Below are 12,561 nucleotides of genomic sequence, written 5' to 3'. Positions count from 1 at the left end.
TAGTGAAAACGACACAAACCTAATGTGGGAGGGGGCTTGCCCCCGATGGCGGTGGCTCAGTCAAAATATTTAGTGACTGACACTCTGCTATCGGGGGCAAGCCCCCTCCCACATTTTTTGCCCTGCGGTGTTCTTACAGGTCGCCGTAACCCAGGGAGCGCAATGCGCGCTCATCATCGGACCAGCCACCCTTCACCTTCACCCACAGGTTCAGCATGATCTTGGAATCGAACAGCAATTCCATGTCCTTGCGCGCTTCGGTGCCGATGCGCTTGATGCGCTCGCCCTTGTCGCCAATGATGATTTTCTTCTGGCCGTCACGTTCGACGAGGATCAGCGCATGGATATGCAGGGTTTTGCCCTGCTGCTTGAACTCTTCGATTTCGACGGTGATCTGGTACGGCAGCTCCGCGCCCATCTGGCGCATGATTTTCTCGCGTACCAGTTCGGCGGCGAGGAAACGGCTGCTGCGGTCGGTGATCTGGTCTTCCGGGAAGAAGTGCTCGTTCTCCGGCAGGTAGCCGGCGATCACGCGCTCCAGGGCTTCGAGGTTGTGCCCGTGCTGGGCCGAGATCGGCATGATCTGGGCATTCGGCAGTTGTTCCTGCAGCCAGCTCAGGTGCGGCATCAGCTCGGCTTTGTCTTCGATGCGGTCGGTCTTGTTCAGCGCGACGATCAACGGGCCGGTGACATATTGCACACGTTCGAGAACCATCTGGTCTTCGTCGGTCCACTTGGTGCGGTCGACCACGAAGATCACCACGTCGACGTCTTTCAGCGCGGCCGAGGCGGTCTTGTTCATGTAGCGGTTCAGGGCTTTCTCGCCGCCTTTGTGCATGCCCGGGGTGTCGACGTAGACCGCTTGTACGGCGCCTTCGGTCTTGATGCCCAGCATGTTGTGGCGGGTGGTCTGCGGCTTGCGCGAGGTGATCGCAAGCTTCTGGCCGAGGATGTGGTTGAGCAGCGTGGACTTGCCCACGTTGGGACGGCCGACGATGGCGACATAGCCACAGCGTGTTGCGGTTGAATCAGTCATGGCCATTCTCCACGCCCAGGGCAATCAGTGCTGCAGCGGCCGCTACCTGTTCGGCAATACGACGGCTCACACCCTGACCTCGGCTTTTTTCATTCAATAAGGTGATTTCACATTCCACGAAAAAGACGCGGCAATGGGGCTCACCCTGGATATCCACCACTTCGTAGCGTGGCAGTTCGCACCCGCGGGACTGCAGGAATTCCTGCAGGCGGGTCTTGGGATCTTTGTTGGTGTCGACCAGGGTCAGGCTTTCGATCTCGGACGTCAGCCAGGCGGTGACGCGCGCCTTGGCCGCTTCCATGCCCGCATCCAGATAGATGGCGCCGATCAGCGCTTCAAGGGCGTCGGCCAGGATCGACTCGCGACGGAAACCGCCGCTTTTCAACTCACCGGAGCCCAGGCGCAGGTACTCGCCCAGGCCAAAACCACGGGCCAGCACGGCCAGGGTCTCGCCCTTCACCAGCCGCGCACGCAAGCGCGACAACTGGCCTTCACGGGCTTGCGGGAAGCGTTCGAAGAGCGCTTCACCGGCAACGAAATTGAGGATGGCGTCACCGAGGAATTCCAGGCGTTCGTTGTTACGCCCAGCAAAACTGCGGTGTGTGAGGGCAAGGACCATCAGTTCCTGGTCCTTGAAGGTGTAGCCGAGCAGGTGCTCGAGACGGCTTAGAGAAACGCTCACGGTTTACCCATATCTGTTTGGTGGCACCGGCGGCCATCGACGATTGACGCAGTGTTCAAATTCAAATCCTGATTGGTGCTGCATGAGGCCGGAAATTGTCCCAGCCCCAGAAAAGCATTCGGCGCTGTGATCACAGCGCCGTCTGTATTACTTGATCAGCCCGACCCGCGAGAAGTTCGGCAGGTGGCTGAGCTTGGGTTCCGGCCAGCTCATCCAGACCGCGAAGGCCTTGCCGACGATATTCTGGTCGGGAACCATGCCCAGCAGGTCCTTGGGAATGGTGGGGTCATCCCAATAGCGGCTGTCGTTGGAGTTGTCGCGGTTGTCGCCCATCATGAAGTAGTGCCCGGCCGGCACTTTCCATTCGCCATCGGGCATTGCGCGGTAGCGGCTCATTTCCTTGCGGATTTCGTGCTCCACCGCACCGAGTTTTTCCTGATACAGCTCGGCGCTGCCCAGGGTGTTCGGCTCGGCGCCCAGCAGCTTCTCGGCCACCGACTCGCCGTTGATGAACAGCCGCTTGTCGCTGGTGTAGCGAATCACGTCACCCGGCAGGCCGACCACACGCTTGATGTAGTTGACGTTCGGATCGCTCGGGTAGCGGAACACCATCACGTCGCCGCGCTGCGGCTCACCGATCTCGATGACTTTCTTGTCGATCACCGGCAAGCGGATCCCGTAGGAAAACTTGTTCACCAGGATGAAGTCGCCCACGTCCAGGGTCGGTTTCATCGACCCCGACGGAATCTGGAACGGCTCCACCAGGAACGAACGCAGTACCAGCACGATGAACAGCACCGGAAAGAACGATTTGCCGTATTCAACCAGCAAAGGCTCTTTGTTCAGCTTCTCGATCACCACGACATCGGGCTGGCTGACGCTGCCCTGATAGGACGCGATAGCCGCCCGCCGACGCGGGGCGAAGAACACCAGATCGAGCAACGCCAGGAGTCCGCAAACGGCAACGGCGATGACCAGCAACAGCGGGAAATTTAGCGACATAGGACCTAACTATCCAACCTGAGCACCGCAAGGAAGGCTTCTTGTGGAATTTCCACGTTGCCCACTTGCTTCATGCGTTTTTTACCGGCCTTTTGCTTCTCAAGCAGCTTGCGCTTACGGCTGACGTCGCCACCGTAGCATTTGGCCAGTACGTTCTTTCTGAGTGCCTTGACGGAAGTCCGCGCAATGATCTGCCCGCCAATGGCGGCCTGGATCGCGACGTCGAACATCTGGCGCGGAATCAGTTCTTTCATCTTCTCGGTCAACTGTCGACCTTTGTAGTGCGCGTTGTCCTTGTGCACGATCAGTGCCAGGGCATCGACCTTGTCGCCGTTGATCAACACATCCAGTTTCACCAGATTAGCCGATTGGTAACGATCGAAATGGTAATCCAGCGAAGCATAGCCGCGACTGGTGGATTTGAGACGGTCGAAGAAGTCCAGGACCACTTCGTTCATCGGCAAATCGTAAGTCACTTGTACCTGGGTCCCGAGGAACAGCATGTCGTGCTGGATGCCGCGCTTCTCGATACACAGGGTAATGACGTTGCCCAGGTGCTCCTGCGGCACAAGAATATTGGCGCGCACGATCGGCTCACGCATGTCTTCGATGGAAGACAGGTCCGGGAGCTTGGACGGGTTATCGACGTAAATCGTTTCACCGTTTTTCAGCAACAGCTCAAAAATAACGGTTGGCGCGGTAGTGATCAGGTCCAGGTCGTATTCGCGCTCAAGGCGCTCCTGGATGATCTCCATGTGCAGCATGCCGAGGAAGCCGCAACGGAAGCCGAAGCCCAGGGCGTCGGAGCTTTCCGGGGTGTACTGCAACGACGAATCGTTGAGGGTCAGCTTCTGCAGGGCTTCGCGGAAGTCTTCGAAGTCGTCGGAGCTGACCGGGAACAGGCCGGCGTAGACCTGCGGCTGGATGCGTTTGAAGCCCGGCAGCACGTCGACGTCAGGGGTGCTGCTCAAGGTCAGGGTGTCACCCACCGGCGCGCCGTGGATATCCTTGATGCCGGCGATGATGAAGCCGACTTCACCGGCTTTCAGATCAACGGTGGCAGTATGCTTCGGGTTGAACACACCGACGCTGTCCACCAGGTGGATCTTGCCGGTGGATTTGACCAGGATCTTGTCGCCTTTCTTCACACGGCCATGGCGCACGCGTACCAGGGAGACAACCCCCAGGTAGTTGTCGAACCAGGAGTCGATGATCAACGCCTGCAGCGGATCTTCGATGTTGCCGGTAGGCGCGGGGATGGTCTTGACCAGGCGCTCGAGCACTTCGTCGACGCCCAGGCCGGTCTTGGCGCTGCACTCGACGGCGTCGGTGGCGTCAATGCCGATGATTTTTTCGATTTCTTCCTTCACGCGGTCCGGATCGGCCTGCGGCAGGTCGATCTTGTTCAGCACCGGCATGACTTCCAGGCCTTGCTCGATGGCGGTGTAGCAGTTGGCCACGGACTGGGCTTCGACGCCCTGCCCCGCGTCCACCACCAGCAGCGCGCCTTCGCAGGCCGCCAGGGAACGGCTGACTTCATAGGTGAAGTCGACGTGGCCTGGGGTGTCGATGAAGTTCAGCTGGTACTTGATACCGTCTTTGGCGGTGTAGTACAGAGTCACGCTGTGGGCCTTGATGGTGATCCCGCGCTCGCGCTCGAGGTCCATGGAGTCCAGTACCTGGGCTTCCATTTCACGCTCGGCAAGGCCGCCGCACATCTGGATGAATCGATCGGCCAGCGTCGACTTGCCATGGTCAATGTGGGCGATGATGGAGAAATTGCGGATATGACTCAAATCACTCACGGATCAACACTCAAAAAGGCTGCAGGCAGACTGCCCGCTGAAAAATAGCCGGGAATTGTACCTGATGCTCGGGCAGGACGTCATCTTTGCTGACCAGAACAAAAATGCCCCGATCTCTCGAACGGGGCATTTTTTGCTCATAAGCGCAGGCTCACCCGGCGCGGCGCAGCAGCCAGAACCCGGCCAGGGCGCAGATCGCGGTCGGCACCAGCACCGCAAACAGCGGCGAGAAGCCGAACACCAGGCTCGACGGGCCAAGCAAATCCTGGGCGATCCGGAACGCGAAGCCCACCAGCACGCCGGTGAAGACCCGCTGACCGAGGGTCACGGAGCGCAACGGACCGAAGATGAACGAGATCGCCATCAGCACCAGCGCGGCGGTGACCACCGGCTGCAGCACCTTGACCCAGAACGCCAGCCAGTAACGGCCGTTATTCAGGCCCTGATCCTTGAGGTAGTGGATATAACTCCACAAACCGGAGATCGGCAGGGCTTCCGGGATCATGACCACGGTGCTGAGCAGTTCCGGCTTCAGGGCGATGTCCCATTGCTCGGTCGGCACACTGATCACTTCGGTGCTGGCCTTGATGCCTTGGCCCACATTGCGGAAGTAAGTGGTGGTGACATCACTCAGCGTCCATTTCTCAGCACTGTACTGCGCGCGCTTGGCGAAACTGGAGGACAACATGTGGCGTTCTTTGTCGAACGTGTAGCGCGTCACACCAATCAGCAGGCCGTCGGGCTGCACGGCGTTGATGTGGATGAATTCATCACCCTGACGGTGCCACAGGCCGTGCCTGGCGCTTTGTGCATCGCCCGAACCCTGGGCCAGGGCACGATTGGCCTGGGCAGTGGCTTCGGACGGTGGCGCCACGTACTCGCCGATCAGCACGCTGCACGCCATCAGCAACAGCATCGGTTTCATGACGGCCCAGACGATACGGCCGATGGAAACCCCGGCCGCACGCATGATCGTCAGCTCGCTGTTGCTGGCCAGGCCGCCCAGGCCGATCAGGCAGCCGATCAACCCGGCCATCGGCATCATTTCGTAGAGACGACGCGGGGCGGTCAGCGCCACGAAGCTCAATACGTCCGTCACGGTATAGGTGTCGGTGACGTTGCCCACTTCATCAATGAAGGCGAACAACGACGCCAGCCCGAGAATGATGCCCAACACCGCCAGGATGGCGATCAGTACGCTGCTACCGATGTAGCGATCGAGCTTAGCCACGAGCCAACTCCTTCTGGCCACGACGGCTCTTCATTTTCAGACGTATAGGTTCCCAGTAGAGCAGCCCGAGGCCGATCATCAGGAAGACCCCGTGTACCCACCACAGGCCCAGGGTCGGCGACAGCTTGCCCTTTTCCAGGGAACCACGGGCGGAGATCAGGATGGTCAGGTAGGCCATGTACAGCAGGATCGCCGGCAGCAGCTTGAGGAAGCGGCCCTGGCGCGGGTTGACGCGGGACAGCGGCACGGCCATCAGCGTCACGATGAACACCAGCAACGGCAGGGAAATACGCCATTGCAGCTCGGCGATGGAGCGCAGTTCCGGGCTGCCGAAAAGCGACGACGTCGGGAGTGCATCGCGGTCGGTGACTTCTTCGCTGATATCAGGACGAGCCAGCATTACGCCATAAGTGTCGTATTTGATTGCCCGATAATCCGCCAGGCCCGGGCTGCCGTCATAGCGATAGCCATTTTCCAGGATCAGGTAACGGCTGCCGTCGGGGCGAACTTCCTGCCGGCCGCTGTCGGCCACCAGAATCGAAATGCCACGGTCTTTCTGGTTCTGCCCAAGGTTTTTCTGGGAAATGAACACGCCGCCGAGGTTGGCGCGGTCATCGGTCATGGTTTCGGTGTAGGTCACCCGCGTGCCGTCGTTGAGTGCCTGAAAGCGCCCGGGCTCGAGGGTGTCGAACTCAGTCATCGCGTCCTGTTTGTTCAGCAGCAACTGGAACTGCATGGCACCTTGCGGCGCCAGGCTCATGCTCAACCAGGCCACCAGCAGGGCAACACCGGCGGCCGGCACCATGGTCATGGCCAGCAGACGCTGCTGGCTCATGCCGGTGGCCGAAAGCACAGTCATTTCACTTTCAAGGTACAACCGGCCGTAGGCCAGAAGAATGCCGAGGAACAGGCCGAGCGGCAGAATCAGCTGCAGAAAGCCTGGCAGGCGAAAGCCCATGATCAAGAACAGCGAGCCCGGATCCAGGGCGCCAGAAGCCGCCTGGGCAAGGAACTTGACGAAACGACCACTCATGATGATGACCAGCAATACCGCGCTCACGGCACTCAGGGTCAACAGGACTTCGCGGGACAGATAACGGAAGACAATCAAACCAGACACTCCAGGGTTGTCAGGCTAAGGCGGCCAAACAAGCAAGCATAACGAGTCGGCCCGTTTAAACAGGCCGGCTAAAAAGATTGCGCATTATCCTGTGATTGACCGCGCCTGTCACGGAGCTTACTCATGCGCGTACACAAAGCCTGCGGCAAGGGTTGTCAGGCTCCGCCGCCGAGGTTCAAACTGCGGCCTTTGTCGCTGGCGGTTTACACGGCTGCCAGGCTTTAAAAGCCGGAGCACACAGACTCCAGGCTCACAGACCTTTATAAGGGACCCGAACATGGAATTGGTTGTAAAAAGCGTTAGCCCCGAAACGTTGAAAACCGCCACCCTCGTGGTCGCTGTCGGCGAAGGCCGCAAGCTCGGCGTTGCGGCCAAACAACTCGACGAACTGAGCGGCGGCGCCATCAGCGCGGTCCTCAAGCGCGGCGACCTGGCCGGCAAGGTCGGCCAGAGCCTGCTGCTGCAAAGCCTGCCGAACCTGAAGGCCGAGCGCGTATTGCTGGTGGGCGTGGGCAAGGACGCCGAACTCGGCGACCGCCCGTTCCGCAAGATCATCAGCGGCATTCTCACCACCCTCAAGGGCCTGGGTGGCAGCGACGCGACGCTGGCACTCGATGAAATCGTGGTCAAGGGCCGTGACAGCTACGGCAAGACCCGCCTGCTGGCCGAAAGCCTGCTCGACGGCGGCTACATCTTCGACCAGTTCAAGAGCCAGAAAGCCGAACCGCGTGCCTTGAAGAAAGTCACCCTGCTGACCATCAAGGCCGCCCAGGCCGAAGTCGAACGCGCCGTGAGCCACGCCCAGGCCATCGCCGCCGGCATGTCGTTCACCCGCGACCTCGGCAACCTGCCGCCGAACATCTGCCACCCGACCTACCTGGGCGAGCAGGCCAAGGCGCTGGGCAAGGAATTCAAAAGCCTGAAAGTCGAAGTGCTGGATGAGAAGAAGATCAAGGAACTGGGCATGGGCTCGTTCTATGCGGTCGGCCAGGGCAGCGACCAGCCGCCACGCCTGATCGTGATGCAATACAACGGCGGCAAGAAGGCCGAGAAGCCTTACGCCCTGGTCGGTAAAGGCATCACCTTCGACACCGGCGGCATCAGCCTCAAGCCGGGCCTGGGCATGGATGAGATGAAGTACGACATGGGCGGCGCCGCCAGCGTGTTCGGCACCCTGCGCGCGGTGCTGGAGCTCAAGCTGCCGATCAACCTGGTGTGCATCCTGGCCTGCGCCGAGAACATGCCGAGCGGCGGCGCGGCCCGTCCGGGCGATATCGTCACCACCCTGAGCGGCCAGACCGTCGAAATCCTCAACACCGACGCCGAAGGCCGCCTGGTGCTGTGCGATGCGCTGACCTACGCCGAACGCTTCAAACCACAGGCAGTGATCGACATCGCCACCCTGACCGGTGCCTGCATCGTCGCCCTCGGCTCCCACACTTCGGGCCTGCTGGGCAACAACGACGAACTGATCGAGCAACTGCTCAGCGCCGGCAAGGCCGCCGACGACCGCGCCTGGCAACTGCCGCTGTTCGACGAGTATCAGGAACAGCTGGACAGCCCGTTCGCCGACATCGCCAACATCGGCGGCCCGAAAGCCGGCACCATCACTGCAGCCTGCTTCCTGTCGCGGTTCGCCAAGAACTTCAACTGGGCGCACCTGGACATCGCCGGCACCGCCTGGACCAGCGGCGGCAAGGACAAGGGCGCTACCGGCCGTCCGGTGCCTCTGCTGACCCAGTACCTGCTGGATCGCGCCAAGGCCTGAAAACCGTGACTCCGGGGCGGCGTTACCGCCGCCTCGGGCTCCAGGAACCGCAATGACCCAAGTTGACTTCTATATATTGCCCAGCGCCGATCCGCTCGCGCGCCTGGACTTTGCCTGCAAACTCACCGAAAAAGCCTGGCGCATGGGCCACCGCATCTACCTGCATTGCAGCGATGCCGCCCAACGCGACGAGCTCGACGCACGCCTGTGGCGCTTCAAGGGCGAAAGTTTCGTGCCCCATGGCCCCGCAGAAGCTGAACCCGACGGCCAGGTGGTCCTGGGCGTGGGCGACAGCTGCGGCGATCACCATGACCTGCTGGTCAACCTCGACCTGAAAGTCCCGGCCTTTGCCAAGGCGTTCGCCCGCGTGGCGGAAGTGGTGGTGGAAGATCCGGCTATTCGTCAGGCCGCGCGGGAGAGTTTCCGTTTCTATCGCGAACAGGGCTATCCTTTGCAGGATCACCGGCTACAACGACTTTGAGTGCATGATGGACACCCCGAACACGCTAAAAAAAGACGACCACCTGTTGGACGACCTGGAGTCGATCCGTCAGTTGCTGGGTGATGACAACCTCCAACCGCCGCTGCTGACGGAAACCGTCAATGGCGACGTGCAGATTCCCTTGTTGTTCGACATGGTCGGCGCCAAGCCGGTTGAACCGCTCGAACCGCAACCTGCGCCGGCCCCACCGGTTGTCGAAGCGGCACCCGCTACCGCGCCTGCCGAAAAAACCCCGGATGCCTTGCTGCTGCACCTGGACAACGAACTGCGCGCCGCCGCGCAACTGATCATGCAAGACGTGATCGACGACTTCGCCCCGCATATCGAAACCGAGATCAAGCGCCGGATGGATGCACGGATGGAACGGTTGCTCAGCCAATACCAGAATTAGCGCCCCTGTAGGAGCGAGCTTGCTCGCGAAAAACGTCAATGATGGCGCGGACATCCTGAATGAACGCGCGGCCCTTCAGGTTTTCGCGAGCAAGCTCGCTCCTACCCCTCGCCCCTATCCCCCGTTATACTTGCCGGCTTTCCTGAATTAATGCCAACTAGGGTCCCGCCGCGCATGGATAAGACCTACCAGCCGCACGCTATTGAAACTTCCTGGTACCAGACCTGGGAGTCCGAGAATTATTTCGCTCCGCAAGGTGCGGGCGATTCCTACACCATCATGATTCCGCCACCGAACGTCACTGGCAGCCTGCACATGGGCCATGGCTTCAACAATGCGATCATGGATGCGTTGATCCGTTTCCGCCGCATGCAGGGCCGCAACACCCTGTGGCAACCGGGCACCGACCACGCCGGTATCGCCACGCAGATGCTGGTGGAGCGCCAACTCGAAGCCACCGGCCAGAGCCGTCACGACCTGGGCCGCGAGAAATTCCTGGAGAAAGTCTGGGAATGGAAGGACCAGTCCGGCGGCAACATCAGCCGTCAGATCCGTCGCCTGGGTTCGTCCGTCGACTGGAGCCGCGAGCGCTTCACCATGGACGACGGCCTGTCGGAAGCCGTGAAAGAAGCCTTCGTGCGCCTGCATGAAGACGGCCTGATCTACCGCGGCAAGCGCCTGGTCAACTGGGACACCAAGCTGCACACGGCGATTTCCGACCTCGAAGTGGAAAACCACGACGAGAAAGGCTTCCTGTGGAACCTCAAGTACCCGCTGGCTGACGGCGCCAAGACCGCTGAAGGCCACGACTACTTGATCGTCGCCACCACCCGTCCGGAAACCATGCTCGGCGATGCCGCCGTGGCCGTGAACCCGAACGATGAGCGCTACCAGGCCCTGATCGGCAAGTTCGTCGAGCTGCCGCTGGTCGGCCGCCGCATCCCGATCATCGCCGACGACTACTGCGACCCCGAATTCGGCACCGGCTGCGTGAAAATCACCCCGGCCCACGACTTCAACGACTACGAAGTCGGCAAACGCCACAACCTGCCACTGCTGAACATCTTCGACAAGAATGCCGCCGTGTTGCCGGCCTGCCAGGTCTTCAATCTGGACGGCACGCTGAACGAGAGCATCGATGGCAAGATCCCGGCCGAATACGTCGGCCTCGACCGTTTCGAAGCGCGCAAGCAGATCGTTGCCGCCTTCGACGCCGCCGGCCTGTTGGTCAGCGTCGACGACCACAACCTGAAAGTGCCGAAGGGCGACCGCTCCGGCACCATCATCGAACCGTGGCTGACCGACCAGTGGTACGTGTCTACCAAGCCGCTGGCTGAGCCTGCGATTGCAGCCGTGGAAGATGGCCGCATCCAGTTCGTGCCTAAACAGTATGAAAACATGTACTTCTCGTGGATGCGCGACATCCAGGACTGGTGCATCAGCCGTCAGCTGTGGTGGGGCCACCGCATTCCGGCCTGGTACGACGAGTCGGGCAAGGTCTATGTCGGCCGCGACGAAGCCGAAGTGCGCGCCAAGCACAACCTCGGCCCGGACGTGGCGCTGCAGCAGGACAACGACGTACTGGACACCTGGTTCAGCGCGGGCCTGTGGACCTTCTCCACCCTGGGCTGGCCGCAGCAGACCGAGTTCCTGAAGAAATTCCACTCCACCGACGTGCTGGTCACCGGCTTCGACATCATTTTCTTCTGGGTTGCCCGGATGATCATGCTGACCATGCACCTGGTGAAGAACGAAGACGGCACGCCGCAAGTACCGTTCAAGACCGTGTACGTCCACGGCCTGGTGCGCGATGGCCAGGGCCAGAAGATGTCCAAGTCCAAGGGCAACGTTCTGGACCCGCTGGACATCATCGACGGCATCGACCTGGAAACCCTGGTGCAGAAACGCACCTCGGGCATGATGCAGCCGAAACTGGCGAAGAAGATCGAGAAGCAGACCCGCGACGAGTTCGCCGACGGCATCGCCAGCTACGGCACCGACGCCCTGCGCTTCACCTTCTGCTCGCTGGCGTCCACCGGTCGCGACATCAAGTTCGACATGGGCCGCGTCGAAGGCTATCGCAACTTCTGCAACAAGATCTGGAACGCGGCGCGCTACGTGCTGGATAAAGGCGAAGACTGCGGGCAGAACGGCGAAGAAGTCGAACTGACCTTGGCAGACCGCTGGATCATCTCGCAACTGCAGCGTACCGAAGCCGAAGTGACCCGCCAACTCGACCAGTTCCGTTTCGACCTGGCCGCGCAGGTCTTGTACGAGTTCATCTGGAACCAGTATTGCGACTGGTACCTGGAACTGTCCAAGCCAGTGCTGTGGGACGAAAATGCGCCGGTCGAACGCCAGCGCGGCACCCGTCGCACCCTGGTGCGCGTCCTCGAAGTGGCACTGCGCCTGGCGCACCCATTCATGCCGTTCATCACCGAAGAAATCTGGCAGCGCCTCGCGCCGCTGGCCGGTATCCAAGGCAAGACCATCATGCTGCAACCTTGGCCGGTGGCCAACGAAGCCCGCATCGATGAGGCTGCCGAAAGCGATATCGAATGGCTCAAGACCCTGATGCTCGGCACGCGCAACATCCGCGCCGAGATGAACATCGGCCCGGGCAAGCCACTGGCGGTGTTCGTGAAGAACGCCAGCGCCGAAGACCAGCGTCGTCTCAGCGAGAACGATGCGCTGCTCAAGAAGCTGGCCAAGCTCGAATCGATCACCGTATTGGCGGATGACGCCGAAGCGCCACTGTCGGCGACCGCACTGGTCGGCGACATGGAAGTGCTGGTGCCGATGGCCGGCCTGATCGACAAAGGCGCGGAACTGGCCCGTCTCGACAAGGAAATTGCACGCCTGCAAGGCGAAGTGCAGCGGGTCGGCGGCAAGCTGTCCAACGCGGCATTCGTCGACAAGGCACCGGCTGAAGTAATCGACAAAGAACGCGCCAAACTGGCCGAGGCCGAACAGGCCCTGGGCAAGCTGGCGGAGCAACATGCGCGGATTTCCAGCCTGTAAGGG

At 60.9% G+C, this 12,561-nt stretch carries 10 protein-coding genes; 4 read left to right on the top strand and 6 right to left on the bottom strand.

Annotated features, from left to right (window positions below; translation table 11 throughout):
* Positions 1-133: 133 nt before the first annotated feature.
* The 6 genes from era to lptF form a co-directional block, all read right to left on the bottom strand.
* The gene (gene era, locus NR164_RS22120; RefSeq protein WP_003210432.1) at positions 134-1,036 is read right to left on the bottom strand and encodes a GTPase Era; all 903 of its coding nucleotides are present in this window, start codon (positions 1,034-1,036) and stop codon (positions 134-136) included.
* Positions 1,029-1,718 carry a ribonuclease III gene (rnc, locus tag NR164_RS22115; RefSeq protein WP_046384585.1) on the bottom strand — a complete coding sequence of 230 codons (690 nt, stop codon included), beginning with the start codon at positions 1,716-1,718 and terminating at the stop codon, positions 1,029-1,031. Before rnc ends, era begins: the two co-directional genes overlap by 8 nt.
* A gap of 147 nt (positions 1,719-1,865) precedes the next feature.
* A complete protein-coding gene (gene lepB, locus NR164_RS22110; RefSeq protein WP_256823261.1) occupies positions 1,866-2,720 on the bottom strand; it encodes a signal peptidase I in 855 nt (284 codons plus the stop codon).
* Between the two features lie 5 nt (positions 2,721-2,725).
* On the bottom strand, positions 2,726-4,525 hold the full coding sequence (gene lepA, locus NR164_RS22105; protein WP_017844542.1) for a translation elongation factor 4: 1,800 nt from the start codon (positions 4,523-4,525) through the stop codon (positions 2,726-2,728).
* Between the two features lie 151 nt (positions 4,526-4,676).
* The gene (gene lptG / locus NR164_RS22100) at positions 4,677-5,756 is read right to left on the bottom strand and encodes an LPS export ABC transporter permease LptG (RefSeq protein WP_079442916.1); all 1,080 of its coding nucleotides are present in this window, start codon (positions 5,754-5,756) and stop codon (positions 4,677-4,679) included.
* Entirely contained in the window at positions 5,749-6,867 is a 1,119-nt protein-coding gene (gene lptF, locus NR164_RS22095; RefSeq protein WP_046384588.1) for an LPS export ABC transporter permease LptF, read from the bottom strand. Before lptF ends, lptG begins: the two co-directional genes overlap by 8 nt.
* A 286-nt stretch (positions 6,868-7,153) precedes the next feature.
* Between lptF and NR164_RS22090 the strand changes: the two genes are divergently transcribed.
* From NR164_RS22090 to NR164_RS22075, 4 genes are all read left to right on the top strand, one after another.
* Positions 7,154-8,644, top strand: a complete 1,491-nt coding sequence (locus tag NR164_RS22090; protein ID WP_017844539.1) for a leucyl aminopeptidase — start codon at positions 7,154-7,156, stop codon at positions 8,642-8,644.
* A gap of 52 nt (positions 8,645-8,696) precedes the next feature.
* A complete protein-coding gene (locus NR164_RS22085; RefSeq protein WP_017844538.1) occupies positions 8,697-9,125 on the top strand; it encodes a DNA polymerase III subunit chi in 429 nt (142 codons plus the stop codon).
* Between the two features lie 7 nt (positions 9,126-9,132).
* A complete protein-coding gene (locus NR164_RS22080; protein ID WP_046384590.1) occupies positions 9,133-9,537 on the top strand; it encodes a hypothetical protein in 405 nt (134 codons plus the stop codon).
* Between the two features lie 174 nt (positions 9,538-9,711).
* Positions 9,712-12,558 carry a valine--tRNA ligase gene (locus NR164_RS22075; protein ID WP_256823260.1) on the top strand — a complete coding sequence of 949 codons (2,847 nt, stop codon included), beginning with the start codon at positions 9,712-9,714 and terminating at the stop codon, positions 12,556-12,558.
* The last annotated feature ends 3 nt before the right edge of the window (positions 12,559-12,561 follow it).

Source organism: Pseudomonas sp. Pse79, assembly GCF_024519615.1.
GTDB lineage: Bacteria > Pseudomonadota > Gammaproteobacteria > Pseudomonadales > Pseudomonadaceae > Aquipseudomonas > Aquipseudomonas veronii.
The sequence above is the reverse complement of the archived record's forward strand: the minus strand, read 5'-3'. Positions and strand labels throughout refer to the sequence as shown.